The following is an 18,278-nucleotide window of genomic DNA, read 5'->3' as shown; positions in this document are numbered from 1 at the left end:
CCGAGAGGAACTTCCCCATGTCGATCAATCTTCACGGCCGCTCCGTCCTGACCCTGGACGATCTCACGGCCGACGAGATCCGCTTTCTCCTGAGGCTGGCCGCCGATCTCAAGGCAGCCAAGCTCGCCGGGCACGAGATACCGCGTCTGGTCAGAAAAAACATCGCGCTGATCTTCGAGAAGGATTCGACGCGCACCCGGACGGGTTTCGAGGTGGCGGCCTACGATCAGGGCGCGCATGTCACCTATTTCGGCCCCACCGGCAGCCATATTGGCCACAAGGAATCGATGAAGGACACGGCGCGCGTGCTCGGCCGCATGTACGACGCGATCGAATATCGCGGCTTTGGCCAGCACCAGGCCGAACTGCTTGCCGCGCATGCCGGCGTACCCGTCTACAATGGCCTCACCGACGAGGCGCATCCGACGCAGATTCTCGCCGATTTCATGACCATGCGCGAGTTCACGCACAAGCATCTTTCGGACATGACCGTCACCTTCGTCGGCGAAGGCCGTGACAATGTCGCGCTGTCGCTGGCGCTGGGCGCGGCGAAAGTCGGCATCGACATGCGCATCGCCTCGCCAAGAGAACTGTGGCCGGACGAGGAGTTCTGCGCCCATATCAGGGACCTTACAGCACAAAGTGGCGGCCGCTTCAGGCTGGACGAAGACGTGGCGGGCTGCGTCCAGGATACTGATTTCGTCTACACCGACGTATGGATGTCGATGGGCGAAGACAAATCCGGATGGGCCGAGCGCATTCGCCTTCTGACGCCATACCGTGTCACCAGCGAGGTGATGGCCGCCGCCGGCAACCCGCACGTCAAATTCATGCATTGCCTGCCGGCCTTCCACGACACCGATACCGAGGTCGGCGCGTTCGTCGCGAAGGAATACGGTATCGACTGCATGGAGGTCACTGACGAGGTGTTCGAGTCGGGTGCATCGATCGTCTTCGACCAGGCCGAAAACCGCATGCATACGATCAAAGCCCTGCTCGTGGCCACGATCGGCAACTGAGATGCTTATCGTCGTTGCGTTGGGCGGAAACGCACTGCTGCGCCGTAGCGAGCCGATGACGGCTGGGAACCAGCGCGCCAACATAGTACGTGCCGCTTCTGTGCTGGCTGAACTCGTTGCAGCGGGGCACTCGATCGTGATCACGCATGGCAATGGTCCGCAAGTGGGCCTGCTCGCGCTGCAGGCTGCAGCCAGCCCGGGTGACGGGGCGTTTCCCCTCGACGTGCTTGGCGCCGAAAGCGCAGGGATGATCGGCTACGTCATCGAGCAGGAACTCGGCAACCTCCTCAAGCAGAAGCTGTTTGCGACCCTGTTGACGCAGGTGAAGGTGGACCCGCACGATCCGGCTTTCGCGCATCCGACGAAGCCGATCGGCCCGGTCTACGACGAAGCAGCCGCACGCAGGCTTGCTGAAGAACGCGGCTGGCAGATCGCGCCGGATGGCGATAAGTGGCGCCGCGTCGTGCCCTCGCCCAGGCCGCTGGAGATTATGGAAGCCTCCGTCATTTCGTTTCTCGTCGAACGCGGGGTCATCGTGATCTGCGCCGGCGGCGGCGGGGTCCCGGTGATAGCGCGGGATGACGGCAGTCTTTGCGGTGTGGAGGCCGTCATAGACAAGGATCTGGCAAGTTCGCTTCTGGCGCGCCAATTGAAGGCCGACATGCTGCTCATGCTGACCGACGTCGACGCAGTCTATGTCGGTTACGGAACAGCCGCCGCCCGCCCATTGCGGCGGGTTACCTCGACGGAGATATCAGGGCGGGATTTTCCGGCCGGCTCCATGGGGCCAAAGGTCGGCGCCGCAATCGAGTTCGCTGAGGCAACAGGCAAGCCTGCCGCGATCGGCAGGCTTGACGATGCCCTCGATATTGTCAGGGGTGAGCGCGGCACATGGTTCGGCGCCAGCGCCCGGCTCGCTCAGCCTGTCTAAGGGACTGCGTGAGCCCCCGCCGTCGCGAATAACGGACTGCGTCTTTTGCCATCCGGCCAGTGCACCAGCGCGCATATGCAGTCGCGAAGATCAGGCCAAGCCGACGGGACGGTGCCGCTTCCGGCAAATGGTGTTCGATGAAGAGTCGAAGCCGGGCCCCTATCGCCTCGGGCACAATTCCGAAACCCATGCGATAGCGGCCTGTCACCCATGGATTTGGTGCTCCGATAGTCTCCCAGACTTTCAGTTTGGGCGGCGCGACCGGCACTTTCCGTGCCCAGCTTTCCCGCCTGTTCAAACAACGGCGGTACGCACGAACGAGCGGGCCCTGCCGGCATCTGCTTCGTCTGGCGGCCACTAGGTGGTTTCCCTTAGGGACATAACCGAATTTCGCTGCCCTCGGAATTGCGCGACTTCTGTAGCCACGGATCAACCGGGAACGCAGCCAATGTACGCTCACACGACTTCCAAGATTGCACTGCCGTCTCACCTCCAACCGTCGAGCCTGTCGGCAGCTCTCGACAGCGTGCCGTTGCAGCCTGTCAGCTTCTTTTCCGCGGGGGCAGAAATCTACGCCCAGGGCGAGAAGGCCGGCGCCTTCTATCAGATCGAGTTCGGCGCCGTCCGCATCTACCGTCTGCTCGCCGACGGCCGCAGGCAGATAAGTGCCTTCCACCTGGCCGGAGAGACATTCGGCTTCGAAGCCGACAGCACCCATCATTTCTTCGCCGAGGCAATCAACGCGACTGGTGTTCGTGTTTTCCGATTGACCGCCGGTGCGGACATGTCCCGTCAACTCCTGCCCTTGGCGCTCAAGGGATTGACCAGAGCCCAGGAGCATCTCCTTGTTCTCGGCCGCCAGAATGCCATCGAACGCGTTGCTGCGTTCCTGGTCGATATGGTCGAGCGGCAGGGTGGGTTGCGGCAGGTCGAACTGCCGATGTCGCGTATGGACATCGGAGACTATCTCGGCCTCACCATCGAGACTGTGTCGCGGGTCTTCACCCGCTTGAAGGACAACGGCGTCATTCGCCTGCTTAACCTGCGCAGCATCGAAATCCTCAAGCAGGACGTGTTGCAGGACATGGGCGAATAAGCACGCCCTCCGAAGGCAGCGACGCTTCAGAACGGCCACAACTCAGGGACCAGTCGACGATGAACAACACACTTACCACGCATACCGGGTTTCGTTTCGAAGTGCGTCGCGCACGCCCTGAAGATGAGCCGACCGTGGCCGAGTTCTTCACCCATGTGACGCCGGAGGACCTGCGCTTTCGCTTTCTCGGCGGGGTGAAGGAGGTTTCCCATGAGCGGCTGGTGGCGATGACGCGTTCCGATGACGCCCATATCCATAATTTTCTTGCGTTCTCGACCGACGGAATGCTGATCGCGGTGGCGACACTGGCATGCGATCCGGCCGACCGCGTAGGCGAGGTCGCGATCTGCATTCGCGCGGATCGCAAGCATTTGGGCGTTGGCTGGGAACTTCTCGCCCATATCGCAAACTATGCCGAAGGGATGGGACTTGAGACCATCGAGTCGATCGAGAACCGCGAAAACCGTTCGGCCATCGAGCTCGAACGCGACATGGGGTTCACCGTCACGGCCTACCCCGACGATCCGACACTTGTTCTGGTTCGTCGGCGGCTCGGCGAGGCCGGTTGACCGATCGACAGACCGGTATCGGGATTGATCGACTTCGCTGGGCATGACAGGCCGTCAATACGACATGAGGCGATGAATGCCGCTCTTCTGGATGAGCGTGCGGGTGACGCCGCCGAACGCCCACTCCCTCAGGCGACTGTGGCCATACGCACCGGAGACGATCAGGTCGGCGTGGATCGAGCGTGCGAACGCGACCAGCCGGTCTCCATCCGCCTCGCCGGCAAGCATTTCGGTTCGCGCCTTGATGCAGTGGTGTTCGAGATAGACCGCGACGTCGGCGAGGCTGTTGTGAATGCTCCCGTCGTGGTCGGTGTCCATCGTGGCGACGACGACCTCCGAGGCTTTGGCCAAGAACGGCAATGCATCTGCCACCGCCCGGCGAGCCTCCCTGGTGTCCTTCCAGGCAACCAGGACGGTCTTTGCCAAAATATGTTCGACATTGCTTGCGGCGACGAAGACCGGGCGGCCCGTACCGAGCGCCAGGCTGCCGACGTCGACGGCACGAAAGACATTCTCTCCCTCTTCACCGCCGGTGACGATGAGGTCAGCCGCGCGGGCGGAAACGCTTAGAAAACGCGTCGGACTGCAAACCTCCTGTCCCCATTCGCAACTGATCGAGTTGGGGACCAGCTTTTCGAATTCGCCGCGCAGTTCCGCAAGCCGCTTTTCGATCTCGGTGCGCTGGACCTGCATGATCTCGCCTTCGTAGACCATGCCGTCGCCGGTCGCGACCAGTGGCGGAACGTCGGCTGCCGCCAGGCCAATGAGGTGAGCGCCAAAGCGCCCAGCAAGCTCCACTGCAAGCTTCACGATTGGCGCCGGATCTTCGTCCACGGCAAGATTGACGATGATCGATTTGTAGGACATGCAAACCTCGCGCTGGAACCGGTGGTGTGGGCCATGAATTGCATGCTCCGGTGCATCGCACCTTGATGCGGGTCAAATGCGCTACCTTCGCAGGCGGCGCATTGCGGCCTCTCCTTCAACTTGTTTTGCGCGCGGAGGGATGAGTGCTAATCACTCAGATTGCCGGTTCCCAGATCCAAGGACTGCACGTGAGCAAGAAAGACCCATTCCCATCCGCCGACGATGCGAAAGTCGCGCCGGTAGTCGATCCTGGACTGAGCGCGCCGGGTAGTTTGGGAGAGCACCAGCGTCTCGCGCTGATGTTCGAGCAGGCTCCGGGCTTCATGACCTTGCTAAGCGAACCCGGCCACGTCTTCGAATTGACCAATGCAGCCTATCAACGGCTGATCGGACAAAGACAGGTGATTGGAAAATCCGTGCAGGAGGCGCTGCCGGAACTGGAGGGCCAGGGCTTCTTCGAACAGCTGGACCGCGTGTACGACACCGGCGAACCCTATGTCGGCCGTGGCGTTAAAGTCATGCTTCGCAACGTTCATGACGCAGCCGCCGAGGAGCGCATCCTGGACTTCGTCTATCAGCCGATCAGAGCCGAGGATGGGAATATTACCGCCATCTTTGTTCAGGGCACGGATGTCAGCGACTTGTCCTTTGCCAACGCAGCGCTCCTGTTGCGCGAAGACCATCTGCGTTCGATCCTGGCGACGGTGCCCGACGCGATGGTCGTCATCGACGAACAGGGCCGCATTCAGTCCTTTAGCACGGCCGCCGAAACGCTGTTCGGTTACCAGTCCAGCGAAGTCATTGGTCAAAATGTCAGCCTGCTGATGCCGTCGCCCTATCGCGACGAGCATGACGCCTACCTGCACCGCTTCCTGACGACGGGAGAGCGAAGGATCATCGGACTTGGCCGCACCGTCACGGGGATGCGCAAGGATGGTTCCACCTTTCCCATGGAGCTCTCCGTCGGCGAGATGCATCCGGGAACCGGGCGCTTCTTTACCGGCTTCTGCCGCGACCTGACCGAACGCCACCGGGCGGAAGCGAGAATCCAGGAGCAGCAGCAGGAGCTTCTGCACATGGCGCGGTTCACCGCGCTCGGCGAAATGGCTTCGACCTTGGCGCATGAGATCAACCAACCGCTCACCGCCATCACAAACTACCTGAAGGGCAGCCGCCGCCTTCTCGAGAAGAGCACGGAGGAGAACGCGCCGATGCTGCGAGATGCCGTGGAAAAGGCGGCAGAACAGGCTTTGAGGGCCGGGGATGTCATTCGCCATCTGAGGGACTTCGTCGCCCGGGGCGAAAGCGAGCGTCAGGTCGAACTCTTGCCGAAACTGATCGAGGAAGCCTCGTCGCTCGCTTTGGTCGGAGCCAGGGAGGCCGACGTGCGTGTCAGCTATCACCTCGATCCCGCTGCCGAGCTGGTCTTGACCGACCGCATCCAGATCCAGCAGGTTCTGCTCAACCTCATGCGAAATGCAGTGGAGGCGATGCAAGGCGCGCCACGCCGCGAATTGCGGGTGGTTACCAGGGCTCGCGACGATGGGATGGCTGAGGTGAGCGTGATCGACACCGGCTCGGGTCTGGCACCGGAGGTCTCGGCCCAGCTTTTCCAGCCATTCGTCACCACCAAGAAGCAAGGAATGGGTGTCGGTCTGTCAATTTGCCGTACCATCGTCGAATCGCATGGCGGTCATATCTGGACCGAGGCAATGGCTGGAGGAGGAACTGCCTTCCGGTTCACGTTGCGCATCGTTGAGAAGGAAGAGGTCGCCAATGGCCGGGAATGATCTTGTGCACGTGGTTGACGACGACGTGGACGTTCGCAAGTCGCTGGGCTTTCTCCTGGCGACGGCCGACTTTGCCGTACGCCTGCACGAATCGGCGACAGCGTTTCTGTCAACGGCGACGAGCAATATCGACGGCTGCATCGTGACCGATGTGCGCATGCCCGGCATCGACGGCATCGAGTTGCTGCGCCAGCTCAGGGCCCGCGGCCATTCGGTTCCGGTCATTGTCATGACCGGTCATGCCGATGTGGCGCTGGCCGTACAGGCGATGAAGGAAGGCGCCGCCGATTTCATCGAAAAGCCGTTTGACGACGACATCCTGATCGACGCGATCCGCTCCGCGCTGTCTAACCGCGATCGACCCGCTGCAACACACCCGCAATCAGCAGAAATCCAAGCTCGGTTGTCAACGCTGTCGGAGCGGGAGAAGCAAGTGCTGGACGGGCTCGTGTCGGGCCTACCCAACAAGACGATCGCCTACGATTTGGGGATCAGCCCGCGCACGGTCGAGATCCACCGCGCCAATGTCATGAGCAAGATGGCCGCAACCAGCCTGTCGCATCTCGTGCGCATGGCGCTGATTGTTGAAGCCAAGGCCTAAAGACTTTCCGTCTTGGATTTGACCACTCTGCACCTGTCGCAGGGATTCTCCCCAGTCGCGCCAGTGCGTCGGGCTGATGTCGACTCGGGCGCCGGTTACGGCATTCTTCCAGCCTTTCAGGTCCCTTACACAAGCAAACACGAGCGCATGCTCACCGTCTTCGTCGAAGACGGCCAGTTCGAGATCGCGACCAAACGGAGCGCTTTGGATTTGCTTCCACATTGGTTCATGATCTTCGCAAACGGCAAGCCGCGCCTTGATTTGCATCATTTTTCGAAACTTGTCGGTGCGAGCACCGGTCAGATGCCTGTCAATCGTTTTGAACGGGCAAGGGTCCAAGTCATTTGGCTGTGTAGCCACCGTCCACGAGATGGCAACTGCCGTTGATGAAACTGGCCTTGGCAGACAGCAGGAAACACGTCAGTGCAAAGACTTCCTCTGGTATTCCCAGGCAATGCTGATTGAAAGAATTGGGGGGCGCCGATCGTCTGCAGCGACGGGGTAACCATCGCCAAGGAATTCGACCTGAAGGACCCCGAGGAGAATCTCGGCGCGCGAATGCTGAGGCAGGCTGCGGAGAAAACCGGCGACATGGTCGGTGACGGCACCAGCACGTCGACCATCCTCGCGCACGCGATGTTTGGCGATGGCGTGCGTCCCAAGGGGATGTCGGATTGGGAGGCGGAAGGCGGAACGGCCGATGGTTACAAACGTGCCCTGACGAACTGGCCAGATATGCCGGTTTTGATGCGCATCAAGGCGCAAGCTCGGACCTCAGGTGATGCTGCGACAAATCCCAACGGAGGCATGAAAATGATCTTCAACACCATCATGGTTCAACTGGATGTCGATTCTCCGGCGGCTCCGCGAACGATCTACGCCCAGACGTTGGCGCGGCGGTTCGAAGCCGCACTGATCGGCTTCGCCGCAGCCGATCCTTATGTGTTTATTCCTGGGAATGATGGCGGCGCGGCGGCGGCGGAAATAATGCGTCAACGCCGGACGGAGATCGAGGATCGCCTGAAGATCGTGAAGGAACAATTCCTGAGCCTTGCAGGAGACGATGCCTCCTGGCGCGAGGAGATCGGTGATCCGACACGCCTGCTGGCGATGCATGCCCGCGCCGCGGACCTCATCGTGACCGGATCTTCGGCAAACGGCGCTGATCACCATCGGAGGGTCGATACCGGAACGTTGATTCTGTCGGTCGGACGGCCCGTGCTACTAGCGGCTGACAAACTTGCTCCGCTGAACCCCAAAAATGTTCTGTTGGCGTGGAAGGATACTCGCGAAGCTCGGCGCGCAGTCAGCGATGCAATGCCCTTTTTGACCGGCGCACAGCATGTGCTCGTGGCGACGATTGAGGAGCAGAACCAGAGAAGCGCACGCGAGAGCATCGGCGACGTCGTCCGGTTCCTGATGAGACATGGCGTCAAGGCAAGATCGGAGGTTCTGGGCGCCGGTCATGCGGACGCCTGCGAAGCCGTCACCGAGCTCGCCCGCGCGATGGATGCAGAACTTGTTGTCGCCGGCGGCTACGGCCATAGCCGACTCCGTGAATGGGCCTTTGGCGGCATGACCCGCTCCTTGCTCAAGCAGGGCTCAGTCAATCGGCTGTTCTCGAACTGACCGCTTTCGCTGAAAATCAGGCCGCCGCCTACGAGTTCTTCACCCATGTGACGCCGCAAGACCTGCGTTTTCGCTTTCTCGGCAGGATGAAGGAGGTTTCCCACGAGCGGCTGGCGGCGATGAGGTCGAACGCGACATTGGGGTCCACCGTCACGACCTGCCCCGGCGACCCGACACTTTTTTGGTTCGCTGGCTGTTGGATCTGGGTAGTTCGTTGAAGCCTTCGGCGACGAGCCTCGCCTGTACTTCGGCCGCGGTGAGGCCTGGCGGCAGGAACGTCGTCGCCGCCGATTGAGACAAGCCGGCGTCGTTATCGCGCTCTTGGCGCGTACTCTCCTGTGTTTCCTGTCCGACAAGAACTGACATCAGCTTGCGCGCTCAGGTGACGCACGATCGTGCCGGAGCAATTCGGCGGCCACGGCCCTCTCCTCATCCGTGGGAACCACCAGGACCTCGACCCTGGAACCGGCAAGGCTGATGATTTCGTCGCCGCGCTGGTTGCGGTCCTTGTCTATCGCTACGCCGAGCCAACCGGCAAAGGCCCCGACCTTTTCCCGGATCGACGGCGCGTTTTCGCCGATGCCGGCCGTGAAGACCAGCCGATCCAACCCTCCCAGGGCAGCGGCCAGCGACCCGATCTCGCGGCCGATGCGATAGACGAAAAGAGCGATGGACTCGGCGGCGGCAGGTTCGTGCGAGCCGATCAGCATTCGCATGTCACCGGATATTCCGGACACACCGAGCAGGCCGGATTTTTCGTACAGAAGCGTGACCAGTTCGTCGGCCGGCAGCTTCCGATCCTTCAGCAGATGGAGGATAACCCCCGGGTCGAGCGCGCCGCAACGCGTGCTCATGACAAGTCCGTCCAGCGTCGAGAACCCCATCGTCGTGGCGACACTACGTCCGGCGTCCATGGCGCACAGGCTGGCACCGCTGCCGAGATGAGCGACGATCGCCCGGCCGCCGGCACCCGCACCGTAGCGGTCCCGCAGCTTCGAAGCGATATGGCTGTAGGACAGGCCGTGAAAGCCATAGGAAACAACGCCCGCTTCGGTCAGCTCGCGTGGGAGGCCATAGATCTTGGCAAGCTCCGGTCGGGCCGAATGAAACGCGGTGTCGAAGCATCCGACCTGAACAGCCTGCGGCAGGAGCTCGGCAGCTAGTCCGACAATATTAAGATTGATCCGCTGATGGATTGGCGCCAGCGGCTCGAGCAGGCGCAGCGCTTCAAGGGTCTGCTCATCAAGCCGCGTCGCTTCGGTGAAGTCGCGCCCGCCATGGACGATCCTATGCCCGACCCTGTCGATGGAGCGGAGGAGATCGCGATCACCGAGCAGCGAAGCGACCGTTGCGAATGCCTCGTCGATATCGATCGGTCCTTCGCCCAGGTTCCGTTCGATTTCAGGAGATCCGGCCGCAGCCGCGACGTGCAGGCGCGGATGCTGTCCGAGCGACGAGACATTGCCGCGCAACAGCGCGGGAGGCTCCGCGCTTGCCTCGAACACAGCGAATTTCAGGCTCGATGACCCGCCGTTCAGGACAAGGATCGCATCGGTCATGCAGTCATCCGATCCCGTGCCATTGCGATGCGCCAAAGGCTGCCCATCGGCTCATTCAGCAGGTTTTGGCGCTGCAGCCGGGCCCTGCTCCCATTTCCAGCCAAGAATCTCCGGCATATCCTGCCCATGCGCGCGAATATAGGCTCGATGCTCAAGCAGCTTGCCCTCCATTGCCTGCATCAGGCCAATATTGGCGCCCTTGACCTTTGGCAGGCGGTCGAGGACGCTTTGGACCAGATGGAACCGGTCAAGGCCGTTCAGCACCGTCATGTCGAAAGGCGTCGTCGTCGTGCCTTCCTCATTGTAGCCGCGCACATGGATGTTGTCGTGGTTGGTGCGCCGATAGGTCAGGCGATGGATGGTCCAGGGATAGCCGTGATAGGCGAAGATGACGGGCTTGTCGGTCGTGAACAACGCATCGAAATCGCGATCCGAGAGCCCGTGCGGGTGATGCTCCTTGGGCTGCAGGGTCATCAGGTCGACGACGTTGACCACCCTGATCCTGAGTTCAGGAACGTGGTGCCTGAGAATCTGCACGGCAGCTAGCGTTTCGAGGGTCGGGACGTCGCCGGCGCAAGCCATCACAACGGCCGGCTCGTCGCCATCCTCGGTCGATGCCCAGTCCCAGATACCGATGCCTGTCCTGCAATGGACGACGGCCTTGTCCATGGACAGCCATTGCCATGACGGCGGCTTGCCGGCGACGATGACGTTGATGCGGTTCCAAGTCCGCAGCACGTGATCGGTCACGCAAAGCAAGGTGTTGGCATCCGGCGGCAGATAGACGCGCACGATGTCGGCCTTCTTGTTGAGGGCAACATCGATGAAGCCGGGGTCCTGATGGCTGAACCCATTGTGTTCCTGATGCCAGACATGGCTCGACAACAGGTAGTTCAGCGAGGCGACCGGCCGTCGCCATGGAATGTCGCGGCAGGCATCGAGCCATTTTGCATGCTGGTTGAACATGGAATCGACGATGTGAATGAATGCCTCGTAGCAGGAAAACAGGCCGTGCCGCCCGGTCAAAATATAACCTTCGAGCCAGCCTTGGCAGGTGTGCTCGGACAGGATTTCCATAACCCTGCCGTCGCGGCCGAGATGAACGTCCTCGGGCAGGATCGTTTCCATCCAGGCGCGCTCGGTGACCTCGAACACGTCCTGAAGCCGGTTCGAGGCTGTCTCGTCCGGACCGACGATGCGGAAGTTCTTCGCCGCCTCATTCAGCTCCATCACGGCACGCAGGAACTTGCCCATTGTACGCGTCGACTCTGCCTTCACCGCGCCCGGTCGTTCGACCGCAACCGCATGGTCCTGCAGCGCTGGCAGATCAAGGGAGCGGCGCAGCAAGCCGCCATTGGCATGTGGGTTGGCGCCCATGCGCCGTGTGCCCTCAGGTGCGGTAGCACGGATCGAGGCGACAGGAGCGCCGGCGGCGTCGAACAGTTCGTCCGGCCGGTAGCTTTTCAGCCAGTCCTCAAGCAGCTTCAGGTGCGCGGGGTTTTCCGCAAGGCCCGACAAGGGAACCTGGTGCGAGCGCCAGAAGCCTTCGGTCTTCAGCCCATCGACCTCTTTCGGGCCGGTCCAGCCCTTGGGACTGCGCAGCACGATCATCGGCCATTTTGGTCGCGCCGCTGGCACCGTGGAACCAGAACGCGCGGCATGCTGGATCGCTCGGATGCGATCGAGCGCGTCGTCGAGCACGATCGCCATCTGCTCATGCATCAGCGCGGGGTCGTGCCCCTCGACAAACAGCGGCTCATAGCCATAGCCAATGAACAGCGCGCGCAGTTCGTCTTCGGGGATACGGGCCAGGATGGTCGGATTGGCGATCTTGTAGCCGTTCAGATGCAGGATCGGCAGCACCGCCCCATCTCGCGCCGGGTTGAGAAACTTGTTGGAATGCCACGCAGCGGCCAGTGGCCCGGTTTCGGCCTCCCCGTCGCCGACGACGCAGGCGACGACAAGGTCCGGATTGTCGAAGGCCGCACCGTAGGCATGAGAAAGCGCGTAGCCCAATTCGCCGCCTTCGTGGATCGAGCCGGGCACATCGGGCGCAGCATGGCTCGGGATGCCACCTGGAAAGGAGAACTGCCGGAACAGCTTGCGCATCCCCTGCTCGTCCATCGTGACGTCTGGATTGAACTCGCTGTAGGTGCCCTCCAGATAGGTGTTCGCCACCATTGCCGGGCCACCATGGCCGGGACCACAGACGTAGATCGCATTCGCGTCCCTGAGCCTGATCACGCGATTGAGGTGGGCATAAATAAAACTCAACCCCGGCGACGTTCCCCAGTGGCCGAGCAGGCGCGGCTTGACATGCTCCAGCCGCAACGGTTCGCGTAGCAGCGGATTGTCGAGCAGGTAGATCTGACCGATCGTCAGATAATTCGCGGCGCGCCAATAGGCATCGATATCGTGCAGTTCGCGGTCAGACAGAAGACTACCGGAAGCTCGGGGTTTCGTATGCTCGGTCATGTTTGGCTCCTTGTTGGCGACGGTCGCCGGATTGCGACGTGCGCCTGTGTTCGTCGACCTGCAGCGAATGGACACAAACGCGTTGGCGCGCTTTCAGTTCATCACGCCGCAGACTTTAAGCGTCATTGTCCTCGAGCGCCCGGCGCATGCGCCTGATCACCGCGGCGCGGCCCCGTTCGTCGGCAGCGGCGCCGACCGCCTCGTTGATGTCCAGGAGAAGTCTTGAAAGGTCATTGTGCCAGTCGAGGCGAGCAACCTTTTCCGGCCTCAGACGGCGCGGCTCGTTGGTCTCGACCGGCAAACTGCCGCTGAGCGTCAATTGGAAGGCATCATCCAGCCGCGGCATGATGATCCTGTCGTCTGGGATCATCGATCGCAGCCGCTCGCTGAAACCACGTAGCCCTTCGTCCTCGCCATGCGTCAGGAATACCACCTGCTTGACCGGACTTCTGGCCTCGACCCAGGCCACCAGTTCGGCGGCATCGGCGTGGCCGGAATAGAGGTCGAACAGGCTGATATGCGCCTTGACCTCGACCTCTTCACCTTGGATGCGCACACGCCGCGCCCCGTCGAGCAGCACCCTGCCGAGCGTTCCTTGGGCCTGGTACCCCGCGATCATCACTGTAGCGTTCCGGCGCCAGAGATTGGCCTTGAGATGATGGCGGATACGCCCAGCATCGCACATACCGCTGGCGGCGATCACCACGAAGAAGCCGGTTAGGCGATTGATCGCCTTGCTCTGTTCCACCGTCTCGGTGAAGCGCAGCTCCTTCGAGCTGAGGGCCTGGCGCAAGACGTCGCCCTGTTCGATGTCGTCGGCGTGCCGTTCGAAAACCGCGCTGGCGCGTGTGGCCAGCGGCGAGTCTACGAAGACCGGCGCCGTCGGCACGGCACCGGTCTGCATGAGCAGGTGGAGGTCGACCAGCAGCTCCTGCGTCCGCTCGACCGCGAAGGATGGAATGATCAGCGGGCCGCTGGCCGCGGCTGCGCCACGAACGATGTCGCCGAGCATGGATCGCCGTTGTTCGGGCGAGACGTCCGGCCGGTCCCGATCGCCATAGGTCGATTCGCAGATGAGATAGTCGACACCGGCCGGACCTTCTGGATCGGTCTGCAGCAACTTGTGACCAGGCCCGATATCGCCTGAAAACAAAATCCGCATCGGGGTCTTCTGATGATCCAGATCGATCTCGAGTTCGACCGAGGCGGAGCCGAGCAAATGGCCGGCGTTCCAGAAGCGCGCGCGAAGGCCATCGGCTATGGTTGTCCAATCGCCGTATTCCAGAGCCCGGAACAAGGTCATGCAGGCAGCCGCATCCTGAAGGCTGTAGATCGGCTCGACCAGCGGCCTTCCGCGCTGTGCATTGCGGCGGTTCAGTTGTTCGACCTCCATTTCCTGGATATGCGCTGCGTCCGGCAGCATCACCGAGCAAAGATCGATGGTGGCGCGGGTCGTGTGGATCGGTCCGGAAAAGCCCTGTTTGACCAGTTTCGCCAAAAGGCCGCTGTGATCGATATGCGCATGCGTCAGGATGACGGCGTCAATCGCCTTCGGCGGGAACGGGAACGCGCCATAGTTCAGTTCCCGCTCCGACTTCGATCCCTGGAACAGGCCGCAGTCGATGAGAACCCGCCAGCGAGGCGTTTCGATCTCATAGCATGAGCCGGTGACGCCGTGGGCCGCGCCATGGAAGCGCAGAACCGGATCCATGCCGCGACTGCCTTGCATGTCGCCGCGCCCTAGTGCGAGAGCAGGACAGGCAGGCGCAAATCCGCGAGAACACCCCCGGTCGCGCCGCCGAGCACGAAGTCCCTGACACGCGAATGACCGTATCCACCCATGACCAGCAGCTTGCCGCCGATCTTCAGGGCGTACTCCTGGAGAGCGACGGCGATCGAAAGGTCACCGGCCTGGATCGAAGCGGTTTCGATCGTCAGCCCGCGTGTCCTCAGGCCCTCCGCAAGACGCTCTCCGATGTCTTTTCCAGGCAGCGGCTTTTCATCGGTCACACTGGCGACCGTCACCTTGGAAGCGCGTTCCAGGAACGGCCGCGCGTCGGCGACGGCCCGCGCCGCCACACGGCTGCCGTCCCAGGCGATGACGACATGGTCAAGCGCACCGACATCCGTTGCATCGCGAAGCAGCAGTGTCGGCCGGCCTGCGCCGAACAGCAGGGCCTCGGCAGTCATGCGCGCCGTCTGGTTGCCCGATGCCATGCCGACCAGACAGAGATCGAAGTAACGGCATTGTTTTGCGGCCTCGTCGCCCATCAGGGCCGGCTGCGCCGCGATCTCCTGCGTGGTCACGGTCACCGCGCCTCTTGAGGCCTCCTTGGCAACCGCTTCAAGCAAGGCCTTGCCATGCTTGCGGCTGGTCGCCTCGACCTCCCGGATCTTGGTGGGAAGGTCGAGCAGGTAGCTCGACAGCGCATTCGAAACGTCTGGAATGTCGACATTGACGGCAATCGCATGAAGGGTTGAGCCGAGTTGCTTGGCGACCGCAACTGCGTTTACGGCTACTGCCGGGGAGTTCGCTTCAGGATAGGTCGCCAGACAGAGGACTGCCATAAGCTTCATCTGATTTCGCCTCCATTGGTGCAAGGCCCAAAGGGCCATCTTTCGCGACATTTGTAGTCACAAGGGACGAGCCCGGCTTTGATCCACCGCAAATACGTAGCGTCCCGTTGCTGCTCGTTGCGAATGAGACGCGACGTCGCGCCCTCCGTTTCCGCCCGCGACGAGGAGACGGACGATGATCGCCATTCTTCTCCAGGCGGCGCGCGACCGAAGGCGTCGGTCATTGACCAACATGGTCTCCAGGCAATCGCCAGTTTCCCAACGAGACAGACGACTACAGGAGACCGGGAGGAGATCGCGCTTGCGTCTGGCCAGCCAGCCCAGCATCACCACGCTGCTGGAGGCCGCGGCGGGGTTCTTAGGCCTCGCCCTGTACCTGCCTGCGGATATCGTCAGCGAGTGGGTGCAGCGCTTCAGAGGGCAATGAGCCCACGAGACTGTAACCCATACCGTTTGACGCCCAGGCCCAGCCGTCAACCTTGCCTTGGGAATGAGGCGTCATCGTCCGCGTCTGGTCCACCGCCATTGGTCTTGTCAACATGACAAGGCGCGTGCCGTGGTCATTGTCATACATCAGCATCAGGCCGGCGCCGTGAGGTGTGGAAACGACGCGACCGCCCATCAGGCGGTAGCCGGACTTCGACAGGTCTGGCAGGACAGGCTTGCGCCCGATCCGTTCAGTCGCCCAGCCAACCAGTTCGACCATATTATCGGCCCGGAGTTCCACCGGCCTGGTCCTGTCTCCCGCATAGGTGGCGAAACTGTCAGAGGCTTCCCGGGCGAGGGCGACCACGCCTTCGGTTGGAGGGACCATCATATCGTGCATGTACCAGCCGCCGGATCCTCCAGCGAACAGAAGCACGACAGCTGCTGCTATAAGCCGCCAGGTGGAAACCCTGTTTTGCCGCCTGGAGGCAATCATGTGACTGAGATTGAGCCTTGATGGGACTGGCTCGCCAGCGACGGGATCAAAGGCGCCCTGCAAAAGAGTGCGCTGGACGGAATAGGAAGCAAAACGATTGGCGACATCCGGGTGCTTGCCGAGATACGCAGAGACCTCCTCGCTTCGGGCAACGTCAAGCCGGCCGTCGACGTAGGCGTGGAGATCGTCCTCGGTGATTGGCCTATCCGTCATTTCACTCTCCGCAGATGCGAGCCCGGTCTAGCGCCCCTGGCGGGACTTTCCAAGATCTGCCGCAGACGCTCGCGGGCGCGCGACAGTCGCGACATCACGGTTCCGACAGGGATCGCCAGTACTTCGGCAACCTGGGCGTAGCTAAGGTCTTCGACAGCTACCAGCAGCAGCACGCTATGCTGTTCGTCCGACAGTTGTTGGATAGCCGAGACGACGTCCGCTCTTGCAAGATCGTCCTCCTGTGTAGGCGGATGCGCCATGAGATCGTCTCCGATCTCTTCTATGGCAACATGCCGACCGCGCCGGGCGGCCTGCCGCAGCCGGTTGACTGCAAGATTATGCAGGATGGTGAACACCCAGGTGCGGGCGTCATCATTTCGGCGCCGGTGCCAATGGGAGATCACGCGTTCAAGGCAGTCCTGCACGAGATCGTCAGCGGCGACCGCATCGTGAACGAGACCGCGGGCATAGCGTCGTAATGCCGGGATCATCGGTTCGACCTGGAAAAGAAGATCATCCATCACACATCTGCTACCCGTGGGTTGGCCCGCCCCGACCGAGGCGGGCCATTTCACTTACTCTGCCTGAACCTGAACAATCTCGCTGGGCTTGCCATCGGCAGAGGTGGCAACGACGAGATAGCGCTTCTCGTCCCTGTGCTTGGCTTCGACGATCTGTCGGATCGGGCCGACCGCGTTAACAATAGCCGAACCGGCGGGATTGGTCATGAATGCTGCAAGGCCCTGGAGCTGACCGCTGCCATCGCGCTTTTCGGAAAGCGCAAGCACGTACGGCTTCTTCGGATCGAGGCCAGCGACAGCAGCTTGCAGAACCTGCGTCAGCCCCTGATTGAAGAGCGTGACGCTCGTCGATGGCTTCTTGCCCTTGTCACCCTTGGCCGCAAGCTTCAGGTGAGCGGCGTCTCCCGCCCCACCGAGCGGCACGAGGTTTTGCGTCCCATCGCCTTCGGGCACCGCGTTCGGGACGTAGGCGACCGCCTGCGGCGCCTGGCCGATCGGGATGTTGGCGATAACCTTGTTGGTCAGCGTATCGATGACGGCGAACTGGTCGGCATTCTCGAGGCCAACATACACTCGCGTGCCATCGCCCGAAGGCCAGATACCGTGCGGCAGGTTGCCGACCGGGATAGTCGCGACCTGCTCGAAATTATCCGTGCGATACACCTTCACTTCGTTCAAGCCACCCACGGTCACGTAAGCAAAACTGCCGTTCTTGTTGACGACGAGATTGACGTGGTTGGTGATCGGTCCGGTATCGATGGTCTTGATAAGGTCAAAGGGCGCCTCGGCATTGAAGACCTGCGTCTTGCCGACATCCTTCAGCGTGAACCAAACCTGCTTGCCGTCGGCGGAGGCGGCAATGTTCGGGCAGAATGGACTTTCCTGCTTTACATGGCCGACGATCTTATGGTCTGCGACGGTGACGACGGCGACATCCGGATTGAAGGAAGAGCAGATATAGCCGTATTTGCCGTCCGGCGAGAAGATCTGCATGCCCGGGCCAGGAGCGACCTTGATCCGGGTCTTTTCTTCGAAAGTGGCCGCGTCGATCACGGAGATATAGTCTTCGCCGCGGACCGTCACCCAGACTTCCTTGCCGTCGGGCGTAAAGAAGGCCTCATGCGGGGATCGCCCGACATAGGTTGTGTGCTTCACGGCATTGGTTGCCGTATCGATGAAAGTAACCGAATTGGAGCCGATCGACACGACCGCCAGCGTCTTGTGATCCGGAGAGAAACCCATGCCGTGGACGAGAACCTGGCCTTTGTAGAGGGGGCTCAGGTTGCCGGGCTGTGGATCGCCGAGCTTGATGACGCCGAGGAGTTTGTTGTCGACCGGGTCGGAAACCGACACCGTGTTGGAGAACTGCTCGGCCGCATAGATGCGGTCCTTGTGGCTGATCGGAATGTCCGGGTCGGAAGCGAGGCCGGGCGCCTGGCCGGCTAAAGCTGCCACAGGGGCAATCATGGTGCTTGCCAGAAGAGCAAGGATCTTCAGATCGGCTCTCAT

16 protein-coding genes are annotated in these 18,278 nt (G+C 61.7%); 8 read left to right on the top strand and 8 right to left on the bottom strand.

The window, feature by feature from the left end:
• Positions 1 to 17 precede the first annotated feature (17 nt).
• The 4 genes from argF to CN311_RS00180 all read left to right on the top strand — a co-directional run bounded on the left by argF (position 18) and on the right by CN311_RS00180 (position 3,615).
• Complete coding sequence (gene argF / locus CN311_RS00195) at positions 18 to 1,019, top strand: ornithine carbamoyltransferase (protein ID WP_097571417.1); 1,002 nt, start codon at positions 18 to 20, stop codon at positions 1,017 to 1,019.
• A gap of 1 nt (position 1,020) precedes the next feature.
• Positions 1,021 to 1,950 (top strand): carbamate kinase, encoded by a 930-nt coding sequence (arcC, locus tag CN311_RS00190; RefSeq protein WP_097571416.1) that lies wholly within the window; start codon positions 1,021 to 1,023, stop codon positions 1,948 to 1,950.
• Between the two features lie 448 nt (positions 1,951 to 2,398).
• Entirely contained in the window at positions 2,399 to 3,046 is a 648-nt protein-coding gene (locus tag CN311_RS00185) for a helix-turn-helix domain-containing protein (protein ID WP_097571415.1), read from the top strand.
• Positions 3,047 to 3,105: 59 nt separating this feature from the next.
• A complete protein-coding gene (locus CN311_RS00180; protein WP_097571414.1) occupies positions 3,106 to 3,615 on the top strand; it encodes a GNAT family N-acetyltransferase in 510 nt (169 codons plus the stop codon).
• A gap of 54 nt (positions 3,616 to 3,669) precedes the next feature.
• Here the strand turns inward: CN311_RS00180 and CN311_RS00175 are convergent, their stop codons facing one another.
• Entirely contained in the window at positions 3,670 to 4,482 is an 813-nt protein-coding gene (locus CN311_RS00175) for a universal stress protein (protein WP_097571413.1), read from the bottom strand.
• A 299-nt stretch (positions 4,483 to 4,781) separates the two neighbouring features.
• On the opposite strand from CN311_RS00175, the gene CN311_RS00170 reads away from it, so the two are divergent.
• The 4 genes from CN311_RS00170 (at position 4,782) to CN311_RS00150 (ending at position 8,502) form a co-directional block, all read left to right on the top strand.
• Entirely contained in the window at positions 4,782 to 6,272 is a 1,491-nt protein-coding gene (locus tag CN311_RS00170) for a PAS domain S-box protein (protein ID WP_097571412.1), read from the top strand.
• On the top strand, positions 6,259 to 6,873 hold the full coding sequence (gene fixJ, locus CN311_RS00165; protein ID WP_097571411.1) for a response regulator FixJ: 615 nt from the start codon (positions 6,259 to 6,261) through the stop codon (positions 6,871 to 6,873). Before CN311_RS00170 ends, fixJ begins: the two co-directional genes overlap by 14 nt.
• A gap of 12 nt (positions 6,874 to 6,885) precedes the next feature.
• On the top strand, positions 6,886 to 7,260 hold the full coding sequence (locus CN311_RS32385) for a hypothetical protein (RefSeq protein WP_165779528.1): 375 nt from the start codon (positions 6,886 to 6,888) through the stop codon (positions 7,258 to 7,260).
• Positions 7,261 to 7,356: 96 nt separating this feature from the next.
• Entirely contained in the window at positions 7,357 to 8,502 is a 1,146-nt protein-coding gene (locus CN311_RS00150; RefSeq protein ID WP_280954018.1) for a universal stress protein, read from the top strand.
• A 365-nt stretch (positions 8,503 to 8,867) separates the two neighbouring features.
• On the opposite strand, the gene CN311_RS00140 is transcribed toward CN311_RS00150, so the two are convergent.
• The 7 genes from CN311_RS00140 to CN311_RS00105 form a co-directional block, all read right to left on the bottom strand.
• Positions 8,868 to 10,061 (bottom strand): acetate/propionate family kinase, encoded by a 1,194-nt coding sequence (locus tag CN311_RS00140; protein WP_097571409.1) that lies wholly within the window; start codon positions 10,059 to 10,061, stop codon positions 8,868 to 8,870.
• Between the two features lie 51 nt (positions 10,062 to 10,112).
• Entirely contained in the window at positions 10,113 to 12,536 is a 2,424-nt protein-coding gene (locus CN311_RS00135) for a phosphoketolase family protein (protein WP_097571408.1), read from the bottom strand.
• A 115-nt stretch (positions 12,537 to 12,651) separates the two neighbouring features.
• Positions 12,652 to 14,265, bottom strand: a complete 1,614-nt coding sequence (locus CN311_RS00130) for an MBL fold metallo-hydrolase (RefSeq protein WP_245440665.1) — start codon at positions 14,263 to 14,265, stop codon at positions 12,652 to 12,654.
• A gap of 11 nt (positions 14,266 to 14,276) precedes the next feature.
• Positions 14,277 to 15,113: a universal stress protein gene (locus CN311_RS00125; RefSeq protein ID WP_165779527.1), complete on the bottom strand. Its 837-nt coding sequence runs from the start codon at positions 15,111 to 15,113 to the stop codon at positions 14,277 to 14,279.
• Between the two features lie 358 nt (positions 15,114 to 15,471).
• Positions 15,472 to 16,248, bottom strand: a complete 777-nt coding sequence (locus CN311_RS00115; protein WP_097571406.1) for an anti-sigma factor family protein — start codon at positions 16,246 to 16,248, stop codon at positions 15,472 to 15,474.
• Entirely contained in the window at positions 16,245 to 16,769 is a 525-nt protein-coding gene (locus tag CN311_RS00110; protein WP_097571405.1) for a sigma-70 family RNA polymerase sigma factor, read from the bottom strand. The genes CN311_RS00115 and CN311_RS00110 overlap by 4 nt, the downstream gene beginning before the upstream one ends.
• Before the next feature lie 54 nt (positions 16,770 to 16,823).
• Positions 16,824 to 18,278 carry a YncE family protein gene (locus CN311_RS00105; protein ID WP_097571404.1) on the bottom strand — a complete coding sequence of 485 codons (1,455 nt, stop codon included), beginning with the start codon at positions 18,276 to 18,278 and terminating at the stop codon, positions 16,824 to 16,826.

The organism is Mesorhizobium sanjuanii (assembly GCF_002529485.1).
GTDB lineage: Bacteria > Pseudomonadota > Alphaproteobacteria > Rhizobiales > Rhizobiaceae > Mesorhizobium > Mesorhizobium sanjuanii.
Note: the sequence above shows the minus strand (reverse complement) of the source record. Positions and strands in the feature narration are given on the sequence as shown.

Coding starts and splice junctions, on each gene's coding strand:
- CN311_RS00185 (WP_097571415.1), top strand. CDS start 2,399: ATGTACGCTCACACGACTTCCAAGATTGCACTGCCGTCTCACCTCCAA.
- CN311_RS00105 (WP_097571404.1), bottom strand. CDS start 18,278: ATGAGAGCCGATCTGAAGATCCTTGCTCTTCTGGCAAGCACCATGATT.
- arcC (WP_097571416.1), top strand. CDS start 1,021: ATGCTTATCGTCGTTGCGTTGGGCGGAAACGCACTGCTGCGCCGTAGC.
- CN311_RS00115 (WP_097571406.1), bottom strand. CDS start 16,248: ATGACGGATAGGCCAATCACCGAGGACGATCTCCACGCCTACGTCGAC.
- CN311_RS00175 (WP_097571413.1), bottom strand. CDS start 4,482: ATGTCCTACAAATCGATCATCGTCAATCTTGCCGTGGACGAAGATCCG.
- CN311_RS00130 (WP_245440665.1), bottom strand. CDS start 14,265: ATGCAAGGCAGTCGCGGCATGGATCCGGTTCTGCGCTTCCATGGCGCG.
- CN311_RS00170 (WP_097571412.1), top strand. CDS start 4,782: ATGTTCGAGCAGGCTCCGGGCTTCATGACCTTGCTAAGCGAACCCGGC.
- CN311_RS00125 (WP_165779527.1), bottom strand. CDS start 15,113: ATGAAGCTTATGGCAGTCCTCTGTCTGGCGACCTATCCTGAAGCGAAC.
- fixJ (WP_097571411.1), top strand. CDS start 6,259: ATGGCCGGGAATGATCTTGTGCACGTGGTTGACGACGACGTGGACGTT.
- argF (WP_097571417.1), top strand. CDS start 18: ATGTCGATCAATCTTCACGGCCGCTCCGTCCTGACCCTGGACGATCTC.
- CN311_RS00140 (WP_097571409.1), bottom strand. CDS start 10,061: ATGACCGATGCGATCCTTGTCCTGAACGGCGGGTCATCGAGCCTGAAA.
- CN311_RS00135 (WP_097571408.1), bottom strand. CDS start 12,536: ATGACCGAGCATACGAAACCCCGAGCTTCCGGTAGTCTTCTGTCTGAC.
- CN311_RS00180 (WP_097571414.1), top strand. CDS start 3,106: ATGAACAACACACTTACCACGCATACCGGGTTTCGTTTCGAAGTGCGT.
- CN311_RS00110 (WP_097571405.1), bottom strand. CDS start 16,769: ATGGATGATCTTCTTTTCCAGGTCGAACCGATGATCCCGGCATTACGA.